General features: G+C 47.5%; 21 protein-coding genes. 7 read left to right on the top strand and 14 right to left on the bottom strand.

What is annotated here, in order from left to right; all coding sequences use genetic code 11:
- Positions 1–440: 440 nt before the first annotated feature.
- Positions 441–2,423, top strand: a complete 1,983-nt coding sequence (locus ABGY95_RS04970; RefSeq protein WP_347440593.1) for a DNA gyrase/topoisomerase IV subunit A — start codon at positions 441–443, stop codon at positions 2,421–2,423.
- Between the two features lie 288 nt (positions 2,424–2,711).
- Here ABGY95_RS04970 and ABGY95_RS04965 read toward each other — a convergent pair whose 3' ends face one another.
- Positions 2,712–3,227: a hypothetical protein gene (locus ABGY95_RS04965; protein ID WP_347440592.1), complete on the bottom strand. Its 516-nt coding sequence runs from the start codon at positions 3,225–3,227 to the stop codon at positions 2,712–2,714.
- Between the two features lie 117 nt (positions 3,228–3,344).
- Here ABGY95_RS04965 and ABGY95_RS04960 point away from each other — a divergent pair, with 117 nt between their 5' ends.
- Entirely contained in the window at positions 3,345–3,815 is a 471-nt protein-coding gene (locus ABGY95_RS04960) for an RNA pyrophosphohydrolase (RefSeq protein ID WP_347440591.1), read from the top strand.
- On the opposite strand, the gene ABGY95_RS04955 is transcribed toward ABGY95_RS04960, so the two are convergent.
- From ABGY95_RS04955 to ABGY95_RS04930, 6 genes are read right to left on the bottom strand one after another with little or no spacing between them, the layout of a single operon-like run.
- Positions 3,773–4,621, bottom strand: a complete 849-nt coding sequence (locus ABGY95_RS04955; protein WP_347440590.1) for an alpha/beta hydrolase — start codon at positions 4,619–4,621, stop codon at positions 3,773–3,775. The two genes, ABGY95_RS04960 and ABGY95_RS04955, sit on opposite strands and share 43 nt — an antisense overlap.
- A 3-nt stretch (positions 4,622–4,624) precedes the next feature.
- Positions 4,625–5,554 (bottom strand): sugar phosphate isomerase/epimerase, encoded by a 930-nt coding sequence (locus ABGY95_RS04950; RefSeq protein ID WP_347440589.1) that lies wholly within the window; start codon positions 5,552–5,554, stop codon positions 4,625–4,627.
- A gap of 15 nt (positions 5,555–5,569) precedes the next feature.
- On the bottom strand, positions 5,570–6,235 hold the full coding sequence (gene rsmI / locus ABGY95_RS04945) for a 16S rRNA (cytidine(1402)-2'-O)-methyltransferase (RefSeq protein WP_347440588.1): 666 nt from the start codon (positions 6,233–6,235) through the stop codon (positions 5,570–5,572).
- A 2-nt stretch (positions 6,236–6,237) separates the two neighbouring features.
- On the bottom strand, positions 6,238–6,744 hold the full coding sequence (gene lptE / locus ABGY95_RS04940; protein WP_347440587.1) for an LPS assembly lipoprotein LptE: 507 nt from the start codon (positions 6,742–6,744) through the stop codon (positions 6,238–6,240).
- Positions 6,745–6,758: 14 nt separating this feature from the next.
- Positions 6,759–7,706 carry an outer membrane protein assembly factor BamD gene (gene bamD / locus ABGY95_RS04935; RefSeq protein ID WP_347440586.1) on the bottom strand — a complete coding sequence of 316 codons (948 nt, stop codon included), beginning with the start codon at positions 7,704–7,706 and terminating at the stop codon, positions 6,759–6,761.
- Positions 7,707–7,740: 34 nt separating this feature from the next.
- The gene (locus ABGY95_RS04930) at positions 7,741–8,028 is read right to left on the bottom strand and encodes a hypothetical protein (RefSeq protein WP_347440585.1); all 288 of its coding nucleotides are present in this window, start codon (positions 8,026–8,028) and stop codon (positions 7,741–7,743) included.
- A gap of 233 nt (positions 8,029–8,261) precedes the next feature.
- Between ABGY95_RS04930 and ABGY95_RS04925 the strand changes: the two genes are divergently transcribed.
- Complete coding sequence (locus ABGY95_RS04925; RefSeq protein ID WP_347440584.1) at positions 8,262–9,260, top strand: WYL domain-containing protein; 999 nt, start codon at positions 8,262–8,264, stop codon at positions 9,258–9,260.
- A gap of 555 nt (positions 9,261–9,815) precedes the next feature.
- Here the strand turns inward: ABGY95_RS04925 and ABGY95_RS04920 are convergent.
- Both ABGY95_RS04920 and ABGY95_RS04915 read right to left on the bottom strand, forming a co-directional pair.
- Complete coding sequence (locus ABGY95_RS04920) at positions 9,816–10,256, bottom strand: molybdenum cofactor biosynthesis protein MoaE (protein WP_347440583.1); 441 nt, start codon at positions 10,254–10,256, stop codon at positions 9,816–9,818.
- A gap of 4 nt (positions 10,257–10,260) precedes the next feature.
- Complete coding sequence (locus tag ABGY95_RS04915; protein WP_347440582.1) at positions 10,261–11,445, bottom strand: molybdopterin molybdotransferase MoeA; 1,185 nt, start codon at positions 11,443–11,445, stop codon at positions 10,261–10,263.
- A gap of 105 nt (positions 11,446–11,550) precedes the next feature.
- Here ABGY95_RS04915 and moaA point away from each other — a divergent pair, with 105 nt between their 5' ends.
- Entirely contained in the window at positions 11,551–12,558 is a 1,008-nt protein-coding gene (moaA, locus tag ABGY95_RS04910) for a GTP 3',8-cyclase MoaA (protein WP_347440581.1), read from the top strand.
- A 31-nt stretch (positions 12,559–12,589) separates the two neighbouring features.
- On the opposite strand, the gene ABGY95_RS04905 is transcribed toward moaA, so the two are convergent.
- On the bottom strand, positions 12,590–12,934 hold the full coding sequence (locus tag ABGY95_RS04905) for a rhodanese-like domain-containing protein (protein ID WP_347440580.1): 345 nt from the start codon (positions 12,932–12,934) through the stop codon (positions 12,590–12,592).
- Positions 12,934–13,563, bottom strand: a complete 630-nt coding sequence (locus ABGY95_RS04900; RefSeq protein ID WP_347440579.1) for a L,D-transpeptidase family protein — start codon at positions 13,561–13,563, stop codon at positions 12,934–12,936. Before ABGY95_RS04900 ends, ABGY95_RS04905 begins: the two co-directional genes overlap by 1 nt.
- Before the next feature lie 175 nt (positions 13,564–13,738).
- Between ABGY95_RS04900 and ABGY95_RS04895 the strand changes: the two genes are divergently transcribed.
- The gene (locus ABGY95_RS04895; protein WP_347440578.1) at positions 13,739–14,566 is read left to right on the top strand and encodes a polysaccharide deacetylase family protein; all 828 of its coding nucleotides are present in this window, start codon (positions 13,739–13,741) and stop codon (positions 14,564–14,566) included.
- Between the two features lie 5 nt (positions 14,567–14,571).
- Positions 14,572–16,224 carry a GTPase domain-containing protein gene (locus ABGY95_RS04890; RefSeq protein ID WP_347440577.1) on the top strand — a complete coding sequence of 551 codons (1,653 nt, stop codon included), beginning with the start codon at positions 14,572–14,574 and terminating at the stop codon, positions 16,222–16,224.
- On the opposite strand, the gene ABGY95_RS04885 is transcribed toward ABGY95_RS04890, so the two are convergent.
- Complete coding sequence (locus ABGY95_RS04885; protein ID WP_347440576.1) at positions 16,221–16,475, bottom strand: hypothetical protein; 255 nt, start codon at positions 16,473–16,475, stop codon at positions 16,221–16,223. The genes ABGY95_RS04890 and ABGY95_RS04885 overlap by 4 nt on opposite strands.
- A gap of 171 nt (positions 16,476–16,646) precedes the next feature.
- The gene (locus ABGY95_RS04880; protein WP_347440575.1) at positions 16,647–17,603 is read right to left on the bottom strand and encodes a D-2-hydroxyacid dehydrogenase; all 957 of its coding nucleotides are present in this window, start codon (positions 17,601–17,603) and stop codon (positions 16,647–16,649) included.
- 102 nt (positions 17,604–17,705) lie between these two features.
- Here ABGY95_RS04880 and ABGY95_RS04875 point away from each other — a divergent pair, with 102 nt between their 5' ends.
- A complete protein-coding gene (locus tag ABGY95_RS04875) occupies positions 17,706–18,698 on the top strand; it encodes a COX15/CtaA family protein (protein ID WP_347440574.1) in 993 nt (330 codons plus the stop codon).
- A gap of 339 nt (positions 18,699–19,037) precedes the next feature.
- Here the strand turns inward: ABGY95_RS04875 and ABGY95_RS04870 are convergent.
- On the bottom strand, positions 19,038–20,361 hold a 1,324-nt coding region (locus ABGY95_RS04870), incomplete at its 5' end, for an AarF/UbiB family protein (RefSeq protein WP_347440573.1).

The raw sequence follows: 20,361 nt of genomic DNA, 5'->3' as shown, positions 1-20,361 counted from the left end.
TGCTGATTTTCTTCCAGGTGCTAAGATGAGTGAAAGAGCTAATTGGAACCCTTCAAGGTACAGATTGTTTATGTGTAAAGCATGTAAAACACAATACACAACGCCTCTCCCCAGTACTGAAAACTAAAAATAGAGAACAAGATGCTGCGTTGAATAATCAAGGATTAAAATAGGGGTTAAGCACTTATTTCTTGGGGTTTAGGGCTAGCAGTTCCTAGAACTACACTTGCACCTTGAAAAAGCAGCCTAACTAATCAACAGACAATTTAGACATTCCTTGACCAAAATCAGTGGGGAAGCTCACAAAAGGTTTAGGCCAGTATGGTGGTGATTGAGAAAATGACGAAGTAGTGAGACTTCAAGTATTCCCAATATACGTTAGTCGAATCGCCTTGACGCTGAGCGGGGGAATGGTGATCTTAAGCAATCTTAAATACTTTATGAGTCAGGAAGAATTGCCAGAGGTGAGTTTACGGGATATGTACGCGGATTATTTCTTGGATTACGCGAGTTACGTGATCTTAGAACGTGCCGTGCCGTATGTGGAAGACGGTTTGAAGCCTGTTCAAAGACGTATTTTACATTCCTTGAGCGAGTTAGACGATGGGCGTTACAACAAGGTGGCGAACGTGGTTGGAAACACGATGAAGTACCACCCGCACGGAGATGCTTCGATAAGTGATGCGATGGTCGGCCTAGGCCAGAAAGACCTGTTGATTGATACCCAGGGAAACTGGGGAAACATTCTCACTGGTGATAGTGCGGCTGCACCTCGATACATTGAGGCCCGCCTAACACCTTTCGCAAAAGAGATCACTTTCAACCCTAAAACCACTAACTGGACGCCTAGTTACGATGGGCGTAACCAAGAGCCAGTCTGTCTTCCTGTTAAGTTCCCCTTATTATTAGCGCAAGGAGTTGAGGGGATCGCGGTTGGGTTGGCATGTAAGATTTTGCCGCACAACTTTATTGAGCTCATTGACGCTAGTATTTGTGCACTTCGCAATGAACCATTTGAGATTTTACCAGATTTCCTTACTGGTGGAATCATGGATGCTAGCGATTACCGAGAGGGTCTACGTGGCGGCAAAGTGCGTGTGCGTGCTAGAGTTGAGATTGACAGTAAAAAGTTATTGCGCATTACAGAAGTTCCCTTCGGTACAACGACTGGCGGTTTGATGGACAACATCGTGGCTGCGAACGAAAAAGGAAAAATCAAGATATCCAAGGTGGTGGACAATACTGCTGCGAACGCAGAAATTCTAGTGCATCTTCCAGCTGGGTCAGACCCTGAAATTGTGCGCGATGCGTTGTATGCGTTTACTGATTGTGAATCGAGCATCTCACCGAATTCCTGCGTGATTATCGACAGCAAGCCTAAGTTCATGGGGATGCATGATATCCTCAAACATACAGCTTTCCACACCAAGGAGTTGCTGAAGATGGAATTAGAAATTCGTTTGGCTGAACTTAATGACAAGTGGCACTTTAGCTCGTTAGAGAAGATCTTCATCGAGAATGAGATCTATCTTTCTATGAAAGACTGTAAGAGCATGGAGGAAGTTGTGTCTGTGATCGATAAGGGACTAAAACCATTTAAAAAATTACTTCAGCGTGATGTGGTGGAGGAAGATATTGTGAGGCTTTCTAAGTTGCCATTTCTACGCATGACGCGATTTGATAGTGCGAAGGCTGATGAGTTGCTCAAGGCGCTGGAAGATTCTATTGCTGAGGTGGAGAAAAACCTGCGGAATCTAACAAGATTCACGATAAGTTACTTTAAGAATCTAGCGAAGAAGTACGGTAAAGGACGCGAGCGGAAGACAGAAATTTCTAGTTTTGCTAAGGTGGATAGGACTCAGGTAGTCGTGGCAAATGAGGTCCTTTACATCGATCGTAAGAATGGGTTTGCAGGTTTTGGTCTGAAGAAAGAAGAGTCATTAGAGAAGTGTTCCGAGCTCGATGACATGATAGTGATTGGCACTAACGGTAAGATGAAGGTGATGAAAGTAGCCGAGAAGCTCTTCGTTGGTAAGCGCCCACAGCATATTGCCATTTTCCGTAAGGAGGAAGAAAAGGTCTATTCCGTGATCTACCGCGAAGGCCGTGATGGACCGATTCGAGCCAAGCGTTTCCGAATCGGAGGAGTCACGCGCGACAAGGAATACGATCTAGCAACAGCGACGAAGGGGACACGCATTCTCTATTTTGCTGTACATGATAGTGAAGCAGAATCGAACGATAACATTGTGCTAGTTCATCTCAAGGCGCAGCTCAGATTGCGTAACCTATCAAGACCATTTAAGTTTGAGGACATAGCAATCAAGGGGCGGGGGGTGCGAGGTAATCTAGTAACCAAACACGCTGTTGATCGCGTGGTTCGAGCACCTAAGAACCAAGAACTGGATCTTGGTGATTCGTAAGGGGTAGGACGATTTCCTGGAATTAAATCGAATACAGAGCGCACTGTCTATGTGTGTTTGATGTATTCGATTTTTTTGTGTTTAGGTGTTTGGTGTGTTTTACAGTTGTTGGCTAGGTGGATGATGAAGCCCCACCACATTCCTCAAGCCGATTCCGCCGCAGAGCTGTTTCAAGCCGCGGTAGCCCAGGGTGGGATGCCTGTGATTTACACAGATGGTTGCTGGGATAAAAAAATACCCAGAGCGTTTTGCGCTACTGGGTATGATCAAATTTTTTACAGGGGGGGCTTACTTGATGGTAATTCTGCGGCCTCGGTTCTCTTTCCATGCTTTGCTGACGGATTTGTAGATCTCGCTGAGGTCATCTTTGTCGATGACGCGGAACTCGATGGTCTTGGCGTGGGTAGTGATCGGGTATTCTTTGTGGACAGTGGTGTCAGGATCGACGCCTACTTTTTCACCTGCTTCTTTGCCTATGTCCTTAGCTCGGCTGATGAGGTTGGATGCAACATTCGAGCCATTGCTTTCACCTAGAGCTTCGATGGCGTAGAAGCGTGTTAGAGCTGCTCCCATAGTTTCGATATCGACTTCATGGACGACAGCGCCCTTGACGTGGTAAGTGCTCATACTGATGGATGAGATACGTGCTAGAGAAACCATGTAGCTGCCACCTGGGAGTTTAGCTTCCCAGAATTTGGGTGCGGAGTTTTGGTCCGTGACGTTATCATTTTTATTCTGAGCCGAGGCTGAGATGGGCGCCATGACAGCAGCGGTGATGGCGATGATTGGTAAAAAGAATTTCATAATAGATGGTTTCTATACTGTTTCTATACTGTTTCTAAGGTGGCTGGCAATGATGGTTACGTTATTCTGTGAAAATCTTGGTTTACAAGGGATGCGCAAGTTGAGATGAATCTCTTGATGCCAAAATACCGCCCAAACGTAGCTGCCGTTATCATAAATAGAGAAGGCGAGATTCTTGTCTGTGAAAGGTCTAACAATGCTAGAGCGTGGCAATTCCCGCAAGGGGGTGTCGATCAAGGAGAGACGGATCGAGAGGCGCTTTACCGTGAAGTTTGGGAAGAGGTAGGCTTGGAGAAAAAGCATTATAAAGTGCTAGAAGAAAAGGGGGGGTATAAATACCTCTATCCTCCAAAAGTGCGAGAAAAGAAAAAGTTCGATGGCCAGAAGCAAACGTATTTCCTTTGCCGCTTAAAGAAGTCTGCACCTGAAATTGATCTAGGTGAAAATAATCCGGAATTCAGCGACTACGATTGGGTTCGTCCAGAGGAGTTCGATGCAGCTTGGTTGCCCGATTTAAAGGTCGATGTCTACCGTGAGGTGATGCGTCACTTTTTCGATGTAGAAATCGTATCGGTTTTGAGTGACTGAGAGAAGTCGAGGAAGAGCTGAATGTAGGCTTCGATTTCCTCAGGCGAATCTCCGTAGATGTCATTGTGACCACGTCCTTCAAGACTGTGGAAAACGTGCTTACCTTTGTGTGCAGAGACCAGAGCTTTACCGTGTGACTGTGGAATGACTTCGTCTTGATCTCCGTGGATTAGCATCAGGGGTAAGGTTATGTTTTTGATTCTCTCAATGTTAGGGAATCGGTCGCGAGGAAAGATAGGGTATTTAAAGGCGACTCGGTAGATGCTGGTGAGTGGCGTGATGAGAACCATTGCAGCAGCTGATTTTTGTGTGGCAAGGTAAGTGGTCGGTCCGGAGCCCACTGATTGCCCGACAAGGATCAAGTCCTTGCTGGGTATTTTGTGGGTACCCGTTAGGTCTTCGTAGGCTCTTTCGATGGCGCCGTAGCAACTACGGTCGCTTGGAGATCCGTCGCTGAGACCGTAGCCTGGGTAGTCGTATGCGTAGATGCCAAAACCAGCTTGGTGAAAGAGGTTAAGAAAACTGGTAGAGCTGAGGTCTTCAGCATTACCGTGAGACCAGAGGAGGGTGGGCATGCCGGGTTTCGCCGGGCGATAGTAGGTGGCCAGTTTGCTGTCTGACTCGCTGCCTTCTATCAATGTGATGTGAGCAGACTCTGCCGTGTAGTTCGGTGTGGGGGGAACGAAGATGAGGTAGTCGCCTAGGCTGACAGCGATAACCAAGAGAATCACGTAGATAGAGATGAATGATTTAGCGAGCCGCTTCCAGCTGAGTTCTCCAATCAGGAATGTCTTCCACTTACTCATATGTTAGACCAAGGTTTCAGGGAATTGTTCTTTCCAGAGTTTCAGCGATTGTTTGATTTGCTCGGGGTGGCGAGTTGGACTGAGTTCCCAGGTGTGTGGCATTTTCGGGTCAAAATGTTGGAGCAATTTAGGGAAGTCGATCTCACCAGTGAGTGGGACCCGGTGATCCAGCTCGGGCCAATAGACATCGTGGACGTGGCAGCCGATGAGATAGGGGCTCATGCTTTTGAGCCATTCATCGTGGTCTAGGAGGTGGATGTTGTGCTTGAGCTGAACGTGACCGAAATCGTGCCAGTAACCCACGGTTGGGTTATCTTTAAAATGTTCTTGGAGAGCGAGCATCTCAGTCTCAGTGGGCATGTCTTCGTATCGCGAGCGAGATTCCACTGCCAGTTTTACTCCGAGTTCGGTGGCCTTTTCAGTGATTTCTTCTAGCGCTTCGATTGCGCGTGGGTAGTAGATTTTACCAATTTTTGCCCGTTTTTTGATGAAATTCTCTTTGATTTTCTGGTAGCGCTTGGTGTCGTCATTTTCTTTTTTGACGAGAGCTGTGAGTTTGTTGGTCCAGCGCTTAGGTTTCATAGGGGCTGATCCCATGTGGAGCACCATGTAGTCGGCTTCGAATCGCGATGCCATCTCCAGAGTTTTGAGGGTGAGCTCTAGTGCGCGTTTCCGGTCATAGGGTCGGTGTGAGGTGTATTCATAGGCGTCCGGGGCATCGATCATAACCTCAACGGGCGAGGGGAAATAGTTGTGCACCCCACAGCAGTTGAATTTGTCTTTTTGAAATGCGTCTAAAATTCCAGGAAGCTTGGTGATCATCATGCCGTGGCTGAGCTCGATGTTGTAGAAACCTAGTTCGACGATTTCATCGATAACTTTTTCGCCACAGTTGTGTCGAGCATTGTTCCAGCATGTAGAAAAACTCAGCATTCAGTGATGTGAGGTTCAGGATTTAGGAGTCAGCAGGATAACGATTTCACCCTTTGGTTTATGAAGACTAAAGTGATCGAAAAGCTCTTTTGATGTGCCGCGGTGGTAGGTTTCAAATTTTTTAGTCAGCTCGCGAGCCACGCAAATTTGGTGGTCCGGGATCTCTTTGTTGAGAATTTCCAGAGTGGATGTGAGGCGGTGGGGTGACTCAAAGAAAAGTGAGGTGTGCTCAGATTCAGCTGCTGCGAGTAGAGCCTTGGTGCGTTTGCCTTTTTTGACAGAAAGGAAGCCGCCGAAGAAGAAGGCATGCAAAGGGAAACCTGAGCCAACAAGTGCGGTGAGAACTGCTGAGGGGCCGGGTAGGACAGTGTACTCAAGCCCATTTTCAATACAGGCCTGCATGAGGCGGTAACCAGGATCTGAGATTGCTGGCATCCCAGCATCGGTAATGACTGCTATGTTTGTACCTTGAAGAGCTTTCTCGATGAGTTCCGGAGTTTTTTTAGCCTCGTTGTGGTCATGAAGAGCGATGACGGGTTTGGAGACTCCGAGGTGCTCGAGAAGTGGGCGCGAGTGACGCGTGTCCTCACAGGTGATGAGGTCTACTTCTTTTAGAACCTCAATCGCGCGAAGCGTTATGTCGCCACGGTTTCCAATCGGGGTGGGTACAAAACTAATCATAATTAGAATCCGTTAGCTATACGTAGCATGATGATCTCAGCAGCGTCTTTTGCAGCATCAGGAAAGGCATTGCTGCGTGAGGTTTGTTGATTTGAGTCAACTGAGAATTGAGTGCGGCCTATGGCAACACCTCTCGAGAGGATTTTATTTTGACTATCGACAAGGTTCCAATCGACTACGAGCTTCATGTACATTTCCGAGGCTTTCAGTGAATCGAAGCGGGAGAAGCGTCTCTCGGAGTACTCCACGCTGCTGATAGTAGCGATTAGATCGGCGTCGGAATCAGCTGTTGAGGCAATTTCGAAGGTGCCATCACGGGTGATGGCATCGACCATGCTATTCGTGGCGAGACTAGCGAGTCGCTGTTCTTGGGTGTCATTCTTGAATAGAGGGACAGCGATGGAATGGACGGCGCTAAGCTCGGAGGGTTTAACGTTGCCTAGCTGGTAGCCGGCACAGGATGTGAGTGCTGTGAGGCAGAGGGCGGCAGCGAGTAGATTACGAAGCATGTGGTCTAAAAGGTTTATTTAGGCAGAGCAGCGAGACGTTGCGTTGCGCGCTGGTTTAGGTCTGATCCTGACTTAGTGGAGCGGATGACCTCATTGTAGTAGAAGGCAGCTGATGGGTACTGCTTTTTCTTTTCGTAAAACTCAGCAATCGCGAAGCTTCGTTGGATGTCAGATCCTTTGATTTGTTTGAGGATCGTTTTGGCGCTCTTAGCCTGTTTGGTATTTGGGTAGAGCAAGGTCAAATCAGTAAAGGTGGTGTTAGCAGTATCGAGGTTGCCTCGGTTACGGTTACCGTCTTCGGTTTGTTGGAGTAGAAGATTACCCACGCGGTAGAGAGCTTCTGGTGCCAATGATGACTTCGGGTAGCGGACGTAGAGGTCCTCGTATCCTTTGATTGCTTTACTGAGGTTTTTGTCATTCTGCCACATTTCAGCTAGTCCGAATTGTGCTTTAGGAGCGGTGGGGCCAAACGGAGCGTTGTCGCGTACCTGGAGGAACATCTTCTCCACCTTACTGCGTGGGATGTCAGACTTGAGGCCAAGGAAGCTATTTTTAATTTGTCCGGTAGAGGCCGCATGGGCAACATCTGACTGGCGTTGGATTGCCTTATTGTACTGCGAAGTGCCACGGTATTGGGTGATGAAAGATTGGTATTTCTCAAAGGATTTCATTAGCTCGCCATTATCGTAGAGGTGCTCAGCTTGTCTTATGCGGGCATCTGGAGCTTCTTTTGACATGGGATAGTCATCAGCCACTTTACCATATGCTTTAGTTGCCTTGTTTGTGCTGCCTTTTGCTTCTAGAGCTCTGGCATGACTATAGAGTCGGCTGGATTCCTCGGCGCTACCTACTGCAATTTGGCCAGTGGCAAGTTGGACTTTGTCGTTAGAGTTACCACAAGATGTGATGCCTGTCGTCGCGATGATTATGGATGCTAAGGAAAGAACTGCTGCTTTGTGCATATCGACAAACTAACGCTTTAGCGCAGATTGCCAACTATGAATTTTGTCGGACACGAAGTATTGTTTGTCGCTGAGGAAGAGATATTTTATCGACTCTAAAAATTCTATTCTCATGACGCTGTTGGCAATAGGCTGAGGCGTAGGTGTGTGGTGAGTTGTTAATGCGAAAGACTGATTCGACACTGGCTAATCTAAGTAGTCTAGGGCTGGATCCACCGTAATAGTAGAATGCAATGGCTTGGTTGTTATTGCTGGATTTGATTAATGCGAAGGCTGTCGGGTCTTTACTTTCATGCACTGGGTAGCGCACTAGGTTTTCCATTGTTCAAATTCTTTTGTATTCTGTTGGATCAGATCAGGTGAGCGGGGTGTTTTCAGGAGTCATAGAGGCAAATAGAATGAGTGTGGTGAGGTTCAATAGGCCTAGGGATGTTTCTTGTTAGTAGTCACGGTTAAACTTTAGCGTGGCTTGGTGGGACATTTATTGGCGTAACTATGAAAGGTTTATTGATTTGGATGTTTTGAGGCTACTTAATCTATGTTAGCTGATGGTGTATGAGTACATTTGGAGGTGGTAGAACTGCAACGGTGAGAATGATGAGTATCTTTGATTCTGTTAAAAACGGTAACTACCCCAATTGTAGAAAACTTGCTGACCTGTTTGAGGTGCAGCCTAAAACAATCCAGCGTGACATTACTTACATGCGCGATCAAATGGGGATTGATTTGCAATATAACCCGCAGCTCCATGGCTACGAGTTAGTGGGGGAGTTAGAGAATTTTCCATTGGTGGACCTACAAGTGGAAGATTTGGCGGCACTATTTTTAGCTCGCAGTGCTATGGGAGTGATTCAGGGGACCAAGCTAGCTGAGTCGTTGCAGCCAGCCTTTGAAAGGCTGTCACGGCAATTGGAGGGAAAGGTTAGTTTGAGGTGGAACGACCTAGATGAAGCATTTTCTATCAAAAAGAATGCGGTGGTTGAGGCTGACCTCACCTTATTTGGTAAACTGGCCGAAGCCGTTTTGAAGCAAAATGAAGTGAGCTTTAAATACCGAGGAATCAAGGCAGCTGCGTCGGCACATAGGAAAATTCAACCATACCACGTGGGGGAAATATATGGGGGGTGGTATGTGATTGGCTATGATCTCGGACGTGAAGAGTTACGAACATTTGCGCTTCAGAGGATGACTGCAGTAAAGGTTCTCAAAGCCCAGTTTGAGCGACCTGATGACTTTAGTATTAGTGAGCATTTGGGCGGAGGAATAGGAGTCTGGAGTGGTAGGTCTGGTGGAGAAGAGCCCATTGAGGTGGTTATTGAGCTGAGTGGTTGGGCAGCACGGCTAGGCCAAGAGAGGCTATGGCACCCTAGTCAGCAGATAAGGTTTCTCGATGATATGGGCGAGAAGATTGAATTGACAATGAGCTTGGATAATCTGACGGAAGTGACTCAAGTAGTGCTGAGTTGGGGGAGAAATGCCAAAGCCCTAGCTCCAAAGGCTTTAGTGGAATCAGTGTGTAGAGAATTAAAGGGTGCTCAGAAGCACTATCAATAAAGCTATTCACAATGTGTAGCATCCTAGTTGCGTCGGTCACTGTAATACCAATGACTAGTCGCTTGACCAAGTATGTAGAAATTTTAAACTATCTTAGGCGTGGCTATGGGACTCAGTGTGGTTAGTGCACAACGAGTAAGTGCTAATGAGATATGCTAGATGTTAATATTGATTACACGCGGTGGGTGCTGAGTGGATTTACATGGGTGAAGGCAGTGCCGAAGCATATATTTTCTCAATGATCACCTCGTTCATGCCATATTATGTTAGTGCCGTGTCGACTGGCGTGGGATTTCTATAATCGCCTTAAAACAGTGCCACGCTAGCTGAAAACCAATTGGAAGCGCTGCACCTCAACAACAAATCTAGGCGAAGAGGAATGGCCAACGCGTTCTACTAAAGGTCTGATTTTATGTATAAGGTAAAGTTTTATGCACTGGCGCCACGCCTCAGCCGACCGACGACAAGAACCTCTAGCTTACGTTCTACTCTATGGTCGAAGGATATGGCGTAATGGAATAGGAAAAGGCTAAAGGAATTTTAGAGATGAAAAATTTAGTGGGTATGTTTCACGCCTTCAGCACATTTGGCACAATGTGGCCAGGCGGTAGAGCCGTCAGTGTAGTGTTCCTTTTTCCAGATAGGGACGCGTGATTTTGTTTGATCAATGATATACTGGCAGGCTTCGAAGGCTGCATCGCGATGGGCTGCTGAGACGGTGATGCAGACGGCCATATCGCCAATCGCCAGATGCCCGATGCGATGTTCGCAATGGGCAGTGGTGACTTTAAATTTTTCGAGAGCTTCCTCGATGACCCGCGAGCCTTCTTTTTCCGCGAGGCTGACGTAGGCTGAGTACTCTAGGGAATCGACGGCTTGTCCTTCGTGATGGTTGCGTACCCATCCTTCAAAGCTAACAAATCCGCCAGCTGTGTTGCAGAGTGCTTTCTCGCGCAGTGCGGCGTGGTCGATAGGTGATCCTGTGATGGTAAACATAGTTTTAAATTTGAGCCCAAGGGTAGAAGTTATAGTGAGCTCCAGCTGGCCTGGCTGTCGTCGAAGAGGGGATTTCGATGACTCCGTGGCAACCTAAGACTGCCGCGTAATCTCCTGAGTTTTTTGGCGAGGACGGGTATATTATCCCATCTTCAATTCGCCCAGCTAGCAGTTGTGTGAGCTTTGGGTGCAGTGGGGCTAGTGTGGAAAGTGGCAAATTCTTCACACCATTGGGAATCCCTAGGTGGAATTTCAATGCCGGGAGGACGTAGCGTGCGAGGCAGGCCATTACCGAAAGCGGGTTTCCTGGAAGAGCAAAGATGGGAATGGGGCTCTCAAAGTAGGCAAAAGGTTTGCCTGGGCGTTGGCTGATGCCGTGGAACACAGCTGCGCTGGCAATCTCATTGAGCAAGGGAGCGATATAATCAAATTTCCCTTTGGATACTCCACCCGTGAGAATTAAAATATCAGCTGTCGCGATGGAGTGTTGAAGAGCATCTCTTGTGGCTAGTTCGTCGTCGGGGATATGTGTGTGCGTCACAGTCCCAAGGTTTTCCGAGTGGATGGCAGACTGGATAGCTATAGGGTGGCTAGCACGAATTTGGAATGGCTCTGGAGTGCCTTCTGGTGGAATGACTTCGTCGCCAGATGTTATTAGGTGAATTTGAGGAGTACGTGAGACATAGAGTGTGCTCGCCCCACAGCTGGCGGCGATAGCTAGTTCGGCAGCTCCGAGCTCAGTGCCAGCTTCTAACATGATATCGCCAGCAAGGTGCTCACTGGCTTCTTTGTGGATGAAATTTCCTGGAGCGTAGGAATATTCAGCAGAAATTGTGGCCTGACCATTCGTCATAGTGACTTCTTCTATCGGGACGACACAATCACAGCCAATAGGAACTGGCGCTCCGGTCATCACTTCCAGACAAGCATTGGTAGATTGTAATGTGAGAGCTGGTAATCCTGCTGCTTGAACAGCTTCGATAGTGAGAGAACCGCGCTGAGCTGATGAATGAATGGCGATGCCGTCCATCATGGCTCTATCAAATGGCGGAATATTTCGGTCCGCGATGACTGGTCTTCGCAGTAGTTTACCAAAGGCTTGATCGAGCGTAATAGTAACTTCGGCAGCTGCTGGGAGGTTAGACTCAATGAGTTGGATAGCGTCTGCTGGTGTGGTCAACGGTTTCATAGACTTACTTGGAATAAAGGAAGCGTGCATCGCCCTTACTGCCAATAGAAAATTGCTATTTTTTCTTTTGTTTCTAAGTGCAATCCGCATTAGCGTCTCTGGCAGATGAGCGTCACTGATAAAGCACAGCGTCCTTTGCGCGACCTTCGCATCTCTGTCACGGATCGATGTAACTTCCGGTGCCGGTACTGTATGCCTGCCGAAATTTTTGGAGCAAACTATGCGTTCCTGCCACGAGAGGAGATTCTACGTTTTGGTGAGATAGAGATGATCGCTCGTAGTTTAGTTAGTGTGGGTGTGCGTAAACTACGTCTCACCGGTGGCGAGCCACTAATGAGGCGCGACCTTGATGTCCTAATCAGGAGGCTAGCGACGATCGAAGGCGTAGATGATGTAGCGATGACAACAAATGGATCCTTGCTAACGGCCAATGCACAGAAGCTAGCCGAAGCAGGTCTCCACCGCGTGACGGTTTCACTCGATGCTCTAGATAACGCCATCTTTGGTAAAATGAATGGAGTCGGAGCTAAGGCTGATAGGGTGATAGAGGGGGTTGATGCAGCACTGGCAGCAGGTCTTGGAGTGAAGATAAACACAGTTGTGCAGAAGGGAATCAATGAATCTGAGTTGCTACCGCTCGCTCAGTTTGCCCATGAAAGGAATATTTCGATTCGTTACATAGAGTTTATGGACACTGGTAATACCAATGGGTGGAAACACGAGCAAGTAGTACCTTCGCTAAAGGTGTTAGAAAAGTTACAAGAACATTTTTCTCTAGAGCCCGTGACCAATGTTGCAATTGGCGAGACCGCTAAAAGATACCATGTGGAGGGGCATGATGGCTTTGAAGTTGGGTTTATCAGCTCGGTGAGTAAACCATTTTGTCGTGATTGTAATCGGATGCGTCTATCAGCGGACGGGCATCTTTACACCTGCTTATTTGCGCATTCAGGTTACGATATAAAAACTCCACTGCGCGAGGGTGAAACACACCAGCAATTAGTGAGTAGAGTTTCTATGCTCTGGCGGGCACGCGATGATCGCTATTCGGAACTACGCAGTGAGGGGATGGCACCCATAGCAAAAAAGGAAATGTCCTACTTAGGAGGATAGTGACCACCTAGTCAGCGCTTTCTATTACCAGTCAATAGCGAGGGACTTTTTGATCTATAAGGAGTGACCATTGGTCGATACCACCAGCCATCGAATAACTGTGGGTAAATCCTTGTTCTCTCAGGTAGTTTACAGCATTGAGCGAACGAACACCATGGTGGCAATAAATGATGGCTGGGGTTTCGGCACTAGGGAATTCCTCTTCAGCTGTCCCTATAAAATTTGAAAGCGGTACCAAGGTGGCTCCCTCAATTCTACAATGAGTGTATTCATTGAGTTCGCGACAATCGATCAGTAATGGGGGATTTTTAGCCTTGAGCATTGCGTGGCATTGTACAACGTCGAGCTCAAAGGTGTGAGTAGGACCAGCCTGCATTACTCGACAATCACGGGGGTGCCGTGAGGGGTGTTATCAAAGAAAGTTTTAGCCATGCTCTTTGGCATGCGAACACAGCCGTGAGAAGCAGGGTAGCCAGGGAGGAATCCAGCGTGCATTCCTATTGCTCCATTGAAGCGCATAAAATTCGGCATTGGAGCGTGCACAAAAACTTCGCCAGGTCCTGGCCGATGCTTGCGCGTGTCAGCGTCGCTGATAATTGTCTGACCAGTTTCAACATTTTTGATGACTCCGTAGAGTGAGGATTTGTGGTCTGCTTCTTTTTGAGTGACCTTATAGCGGCCACGCGGAGTGCCATGGGTATCAGATCCAGTAGAAATTGGTGTGACGCCGACTAAGGTGTCGCCTTTGAAGTAGTAGGCGCGTTGGTCGTCTAGATTGATTAGAATTTTAGGGGAGCCACTGACACCGTCTCCATCCCAGTAACCTTGAGAAGCGACCTGACCATTGTGTCGGATCGGAGTTTGGCCAGCTTGAGTGTTGTCGAAGCCAGAGAGATAGGAGCTGCCACCATAATTCGAGGTGCCTTGGTAATAAGGGTCATATGGGTAACAACTGCTGAACAAAAACGCGGATGCCAGAGAGGCTACGATTAAGAGATATTTCATATACTTCGAATTATTAGGACTATAAATAGTGAAGTCCGATGGTCAAGTAGCCTCTCAACATAATTAAAGTGGAGTGTAAAATAAATAGAATATGGAGTCTATGTTTCTTACCGCAACATTTTGGGGTTGGTGCGTGACAGTTGAGTTAATCTCCTTTAAGGGTAAATACAGTTTTATGATGTATCTTTTTCTACGCCCTGTAAGCAAATCTCTTTCAATAGTTGCCCTTATCGTGGGTCTTTCCAGCTGTGCATCGAAGGATGTATCTGAAGAGCCGTCAGTACCTAGTCTAGTCGGTAAGAATACAGGATATGGCGAAACGAGTATCAATGGACCGGTGCCCCAAAACCCAGAGATGCGTCTTTCTTCTGATTTTTCAAGGATGTCTGCTACCAGTATAAGTAGTGGTTCCCGTTCCCGAAAGCTCATTGCGCTAACTTTTGATGATGGTCCAAATCCATCACACACACCTCGCTTGCTCGATATGCTACGCCGCCGTAATGTGAAGGCTACTTTTTATGTGACCGGTGAGCGTGCAGCTAATCACCCTGATATTATCCGACGCATTGTTTCAGAAGGTCATGAGATTGGAAACCACACGTGGACGCACCCAAACTTGAAAAAACTCAGCGACGACAGGGTACGTCGTGAGTTGAATAAAACGCGTGATGCGATTGTGAACGCGTGCGGTGTTCAACCGCGCACGATGCGTCCACCGTATGGATCAATGTACCAAAAGCAAAGAGAATGGGTGTACCGTGAATATGGTTACCCGATAGTGCTTTGGGATGTGGACCCACTCGACTGGAAGAAACCAGGCCCTAGTGTGGTTGCTCAGCGTCTGATTAGTGGTACGCGTAATGGATCAATCTTGCTGGTCCATGATTTACACGGTAGTTCAGTCGATGCGATGCCCCAGACGATCGACACACTGTTGAGGAAAGGTTACCAGTTTGTGACTGTTTCTCAGCTTATTGCACAGAAGTCTGTTGCTGCTCGTTAGGTCCTATGCTGGGGGGGGAATATGCAAAGACGCGTGATGCACTGATTGAACTCATTCGTTACACCCGAGTGTTAGCCAAACGCTCATCGACGCCTCTTACAGAAGGGGAAGAATTGCTGGATGACCAACTGCGCAGGCCTTTACGTTTTGTAGTGATTGGAGAGGACGGGGTTGGTAAGACCTCATTGGTTGGGAGTCTAACTGGTGTGAACTATGCCGGCGAATCTTTAAAGTCCCCCTCGGTATCGATTATTCGAAATCTAGCTTACCGAGTCTTTGAAGATGCGGAGCAGGCCTGTGAAAAGCATTACGTTAGAGGAGTAAAAGGCGTTGAGATTGTTGAGGTTCAAGATTACGGGAAACTGAATGATGAACAGCATGCGTCTTTAGATTATTTGTTGGAACGGACAGATTTTTTGTTTTGGGTGTTCCCAGCTGAAAATCCATGGTCTGCAGTGACTTGGGAAGCTGTGGAGGCCAAGCATGCTAAAGTGCGGATGCGCTCAGCCCTCGTGTTGCAGCAGTCTGACCGACGTGAAGCCGAAGATATCCCAATGTTGTTAGGGCACATGCGTGAGCTGTGTCAAAAACGCGTCGACATAGCCATCCCTCAGTTTGCGCTTAGCATTCATGACGGATCTGGGCTGAGTGATTGTTTAGCGCATGTCAATCTGACGCTAAATCGATCAGTTGACCGAAGAAGAGAGCTCCGGAATGTGTATAAAACTACCTATGAAATGTTGCGTAGGACGGAGGAAAATATTGATGATCGCTCGCGAAATCTTGCGGGCGAGCAAGAATACCTTCAGTCGATCGAAGCTCAAATCGACAGGTCTCGTGAAGAAGAAGTCCGCCACGTGATGTCCAATATGAGCCAACTGAGTCTTTTGTTGAGTAGTCAGATCAAGCGTGTGATGCGTTTCACTCGTCTGCGCACTGGAGTGGTTGCTAGCCACATCGCATTATTCGGTAAAGGTGACACGGCTTCTAAGGTGGAGCATTTCATGATCGAAAAAGTCTGTGAGGAGGCTGAGTCATACGCGAGAGTTGAAACTGAGAAAATGCGTCAGCAATGCCGTACTAAATGGGGAGAAATGCGACCCCATCTAGAAGACCGGCTCTCGATCGATGTCGGGGACTTCAATGAAGCAAGCTTCGATGAGCAACAGGAGTTGTTCTGCGAGGGTATGACTAAATCTGTGAGTCAGGCAATGTTACACCTCAAACTCCGTCGCTTTCTCGATGTGCTGGTTACTCGTCGGTACATGATCATGCGGAAGGTTGTAAAATTGGCACTGTTTCTTCTTACGGCCGGTAGCTTGATAGGTATTTTAACTGATAAGCCACTGGGGATAGCAGCTTTGACACTTGTCGGCTTGGGATTCGCTATTTTGGCTGGATCTGTGATCTATAGCCGCCGTACGGGCTCATTGGTGAACCGTAGTTTTGCTGAGTCACTAGAAGACTCTGTACCTGCTTTAAGGAAGTCTTTAAGCGGGGACTACATTGATCGAGTGCGTGCATTTTATAATGGTTACACACCCATGTTTGAGAGCATGCGCCGCCATATTTCCGATGCAAAATCCGAGCTACAACCTCAGCAAAAAGTGGCGGCTCAGCTCTTTCTCAGGCTCAAAGCTTTAGAGCAAGAAATCTAGCCTTCTGGTAACTCGGGCAATGCGTTGAGCAATTGCTGGTAGCGTAGCTCATCGAAGCTGCGCTTGTCGATGAACATTCTGTTAGATTCATCTGCTAGGCAAAGAGCTAACATCTTGATTGCTTCTTCGTCGTCTATGTCAACGAGCTTGATGAGACGCTGGTATGTCTTTCTAACGTAGGGGGTGTCTTTTGAATTGAGTTGTTCTGTGATGGCGGGTGCGAGCGACGTAATGAGATCAGTTTCTTCCATAGTAGGTGTTCGTTATTTGTTAAAAATCTTGTGAGATGAATCGTTTTTACCATGAGTTAAACGAATTGCACTAATGATTGCTAGCTTGATGTAGTTGCTTTCTTTAAAAGGAAGGGAACTGTCGAAAAGTACAAACGATAAGCCTGTGGTTCGATCTAACATGGGGGCTCTCTAGGTAAGACGATTTGTCGGAGAACCGTCGATGAATGAATCAATGTTTTCAGCGACGCCAGCTAGCAAGCGCTGCCGGGCTTCGAGTGTGCTCCAAGCCGTGTGGGGAGTGATCATCAATTGTGGATGATTAGACAGAATCAATGGGTTGTCTGAAGCTGGTGGCTCCGAGGAAAGAACATCAAGACCTGCCCCTGCGATAGTTCCGGCATTGAGAGCCTCAGCGAGATCTGCCTCGTTGATCAATGGGCCGCGACCGGTGTTGATGAGATAGGCTGTGGACTTCATTTGTCCGAGAGTCTGTTTGTTGATAAGGCCTTGGGTGCTTGGCGTCAGTGGGCAGTGGAGAGAGATGAAGTCGGAACTGGAGTAGAATTCGCCAGCAGGTATTCTTCTAAGCTCTGGCATTAGTATAGCTTTTGAGTCCAGTCTGGCCAACACCTGAACATTCATTCCAAAGGCCAGAGCCAGTTTGGCTGTGGCAGAACCGATCTCACCGAGACCTATTATTCCGAGCGTTTTTCCTGCTACATCGAAACAGGGGTGTGCTAGGCTGGTGAAAATAGGGAACTGAGGCCAAGCTCGGCTTTCCTTATTAAATTGAGGGATTTGCGTCGCAAAGTTGAGGATAAAAGTAAACACGTGCTGGGCTACAGAGGGCGTCGAGTAACCCGCCACATTGCTCACAATAATATGGGCTGCTCTAGCGGCATTGAGGTCGATTTGGTTCACACCAGTAGCACAGGAAACTATGAGTTTGAGCTTGGGCGCTGCAGCGATATTTTTAGCGGTCATTAGTGCCTTATTGGTGATGACGATGTCGGCCTTGGCAATACGCTTTGGAATTTCTGACTCGGATGAAACTGAATGGCAGGTGAGCGTGCCTAGGCTCTCTAGCACCGAGAGATCAAGGTCACCTGAGTGGAGAGTGGAGGCATCAAGAAAGACAATCTGCATAAATGGCAGTTTGTGTTGTAAAATTCTCAGGTTCAAGGACAAGTTCATAGTAAAGTAGCGCTTGCGCAGTGATGGACGCTGGGCTATTGCTATCCTATGAGGATGAGCACATTCCAGAAAGTGGCCTTAGCGGCACTTATTTTCACTCTCTTGCTAATGTTTGTAGGCGCAGTCGTGCGTGCAACAGGGGCTGGAATGGGCTGTCCTGATTGGCCCAAGTGCTGGGGTCGGTACATACCGCCCACCTCAGTTGAGCAAATCGATGTAGAGGCTTTACCTATAGAACGATACAAAGAGAAGGCGGAACGCTATGGACGCAATCCAGATGAAGTCACGCGTGAGAGTGTGCTGGAGGAATTTAATCCTACCCACACATGGACCGAGTTCATCAATCGTCTTTGCTCACTTCCTATTGGGGTATTCACTTTGCTGACCTTGGTAATGTCACTGAAGTTTTGGAAGAAAAAGAAGTTGATACCGATCGCTGGGGTAAGCGCCACATTTTTGGTTGGGCTGAATGCGTGGATGGGCGCGCGAATTGTCTATTCGGGGTTGCAGCCCGGAACAATCACGACCCACATGGCGCTGGCTATGTTATTGTTAGCTGTGCAGGTGTCTATTGTGTGGATGAGTCGCGAACAACCATGGACGCTGCGGGTGACGCAGCTAGGCCGTAAGTTAAAGTGGTTTGGCCTCGTCGCTTTCGTATTTATCATCTCCGAGGGAATAATGGGCTCTCAAGTACGGGAAATGACCGATGCGCTGAAGAAATCACACGGTGACGCACCGCGCATCGAATGGTCGGCTGAGTTAGAAAACACGTGGATGTATCTCGTGCACCGCAGCTTCTCATGGGCAGTATTGTGTGCCACCCTTGTGTTCTACTGGGGCAGCCGAAATTTCCGTCTAGGTGGTGCTGGATGGCATGAAAAGACGATTCTTGGGATTGTCAGCGCTCAGATGTTTCTAGGACTTATACTATCGCAATTTGGCATCCACCAAATAGTGCAAGTCCTCCATATTGGCCTTTCTGCGGTGCTCGTGACCGTGTTTTTTCACTGGCTGCTTGCCGCATTTGCTAAGAGGCGCGTATGAGTGGTCATAGGTGCCGGAATGCAATGGTCTAGGGTGGAGGGAACGTTATTGGTGCATAGTTTATCAAACATGCAGAGTGTGCGAATGCTGCTTATAGTACCTTCGGCTTGGATGATTTGGGCTGCGATAATTTTTGTAGTAGCACCGTGTAAAAAGTAAGCGTGTCCAGTAATGCCATCAGACACTCTAATTTTTTGGTGTAAGCCGATATTTGATGCCCAGCATTTATCTGAAGAGCTAAATAAGAAGCGGTATCAACATTATTGTGTGGCTAGTATTAAGGCGTATGTCGATTGACCAGGAGTAGTGTTTTAGTCCCAGCACCCGTAAAAAATTAGCTTATTCGCGCTTGCTCGCACTTTTGTAATCAGGCAAAGTGGTTTTTATTGTTGATCCTAGGCTGCCTAATAAATGGTACAGTCCGAAGTAGGTGCGGTTGAGGTACAGAGCATTGGGGTTACCGCGGGATGTGCTTAGTTGGTTGAGTTCTTTGTCTAATCGTGTGCGCTCCCCAAAGGCGGCAAGTTCATCAAAGTAGGCTGTGTCACCAAAATCAAATGTACTTTCGTAGAATGGGCGAGATAGCAATTCAATAGACTCTCTAAAGATTCCTGTGAGTTTATCTACCTCGTGTGGCTGATCCGTTTCTAAAAGAAGTCCAGTTTTGAGCAGAGCTGTTTGGAAAAGTGTTTCGTCTCTCAATACATCCGGGTTCATAAGGGAGAAGTAATCTTTGTAGAATTCATCCTCTAGAGCTTTGGTACATCCGAAATCAAGTACCCAGAGTTGGTTGTCATGTACTTTGAAATTTCCAGGGTGTGGATCGGCGTGAAAGATCCTTAGATCGTGAATCTGGTGGTGGTAGAAATCCCAGAGAGCCTGAGCGATAGTGAGCTTATCTTGCGGGCTGGCATCCGACATGGCATAAGTGTCTAGCTGAACTCCAGGAATCCACTCCATTGTTAAGATTCGCCTGCTGCTCATCTCTGGGAAAAATTTTGGGAAACGAGTGTGGGATAGGTTCTTAGATTTCTTTGCGAGATCCTGTGAACGCTCTAACTCTAAGTGGTAATTAGTTTCCTCTAGTAACCTTTCTTCGACTTCTTTGATGTAGGGATCGAGGGATTTCGAGTCGAGCTGGAACAACCGCAGAGCAATCGGTTTCACGATGGCAAGATCAGATTTTAAGCTGTTAGCTACGCCGGGGTATTGGATTTTTACAGCGTACTTCTGACCGTTTAGTTCAGCCTGGTGGACTTGTCCAATGGAGGCTCCCGAGACAGCGTTGGTGGTGAATGATTCAAAAATTTCGTTAGGTCTTTTACCTAACTCTTTAGTGAATGAGTTAACTACAAGTGGGTAGGTCAGAGGGGGAGCATTGTACTGTGCTTGCGCAAATTGATCAGCGTATTGGTCTGGGATGAGGTTGCGGTCCATGCTGAGCATTTGCGCCAACTTCAGAGGTCCCCCCTTGAGCTTACTAAATGTATCGTATGTTGTCTTTGCTGTGGCTTCGTGAAATGCCGTTTTACTATCGTCGCCAGTAATGGTTTTTCTTGCTTGGTACTTGAGGTAATTAACGCCTACTTGAATACCAGCACCAGCGATCTTGCTCGCTCTGCCTATTTTACTTTTAGGGATTTTTGTTTGTTCTTTCATCAGT

The organism is Rubritalea sp. (assembly GCF_039830215.1).
GTDB lineage: Bacteria > Verrucomicrobiota > Verrucomicrobiia > Verrucomicrobiales > Akkermansiaceae > Rubritalea.
Note: the sequence above shows the minus strand (reverse complement) of the source record. Positions and strands in the feature narration are given on the sequence as shown.

Bases quoted from the DNA above. Each gene is read 5' to 3' on its own strand.
- ABGY95_RS04885 (WP_347440576.1), bottom strand. From the start codon at position 16,475: ATGGAAGAAACTGATCTCATTACGTCGCTCGCACCCGCCATCACAGAA.
- ABGY95_RS04960 (WP_347440591.1), top strand. From the start codon at position 3,345: ATGCCAAAATACCGCCCAAACGTAGCTGCCGTTATCATAAATAGAGAA.
- moaA (WP_347440581.1), top strand. From the start codon at position 11,551: ATGAGCGTCACTGATAAAGCACAGCGTCCTTTGCGCGACCTTCGCATC.
- ABGY95_RS04950 (WP_347440589.1), bottom strand. From the start codon at position 5,554: ATGCTGAGTTTTTCTACATGCTGGAACAATGCTCGACACAACTGTGGC.
- ABGY95_RS04970 (WP_347440593.1), top strand. From the start codon at position 441: ATGAGTCAGGAAGAATTGCCAGAGGTGAGTTTACGGGATATGTACGCG.
- ABGY95_RS04905 (WP_347440580.1), bottom strand. From the start codon at position 12,934: ATGCAGGCTGGTCCTACTCACACCTTTGAGCTCGACGTTGTACAATGC.
- ABGY95_RS04955 (WP_347440590.1), bottom strand. From the start codon at position 4,621: ATGAGTAAGTGGAAGACATTCCTGATTGGAGAACTCAGCTGGAAGCGG.
- ABGY95_RS04920 (WP_347440583.1), bottom strand. From the start codon at position 10,256: ATGTTTACCATCACAGGATCACCTATCGACCACGCCGCACTGCGCGAG.
- ABGY95_RS04890 (WP_347440577.1), top strand. From the start codon at position 14,572: ATGCTGGGGGGGGAATATGCAAAGACGCGTGATGCACTGATTGAACTC.
- ABGY95_RS04900 (WP_347440579.1), bottom strand. From the start codon at position 13,563: ATGAAATATCTCTTAATCGTAGCCTCTCTGGCATCCGCGTTTTTGTTC.
- rsmI (WP_347440588.1), bottom strand. From the start codon at position 6,235: ATGATTAGTTTTGTACCCACCCCGATTGGAAACCGTGGCGACATAACG.
- ABGY95_RS04915 (WP_347440582.1), bottom strand. From the start codon at position 11,445: ATGAAACCGTTGACCACACCAGCAGACGCTATCCAACTCATTGAGTCT.
- ABGY95_RS04875 (WP_347440574.1), top strand. From the start codon at position 17,706: ATGAGCACATTCCAGAAAGTGGCCTTAGCGGCACTTATTTTCACTCTC.
- ABGY95_RS04925 (WP_347440584.1), top strand. From the start codon at position 8,262: ATGAGTACATTTGGAGGTGGTAGAACTGCAACGGTGAGAATGATGAGT.
- lptE (WP_347440587.1), bottom strand. From the start codon at position 6,744: ATGCTTCGTAATCTACTCGCTGCCGCCCTCTGCCTCACAGCACTCACA.
- bamD (WP_347440586.1), bottom strand. From the start codon at position 7,706: ATGCACAAAGCAGCAGTTCTTTCCTTAGCATCCATAATCATCGCGACG.
- ABGY95_RS04880 (WP_347440575.1), bottom strand. From the start codon at position 17,603: ATGCAGATTGTCTTTCTTGATGCCTCCACTCTCCACTCAGGTGACCTT.
- ABGY95_RS04930 (WP_347440585.1), bottom strand. From the start codon at position 8,028: ATGGAAAACCTAGTGCGCTACCCAGTGCATGAAAGTAAAGACCCGACA.
- ABGY95_RS04965 (WP_347440592.1), bottom strand. From the start codon at position 3,227: ATGAAATTCTTTTTACCAATCATCGCCATCACCGCTGCTGTCATGGCG.
- ABGY95_RS04895 (WP_347440578.1), top strand. From the start codon at position 13,739: ATGATGTATCTTTTTCTACGCCCTGTAAGCAAATCTCTTTCAATAGTT.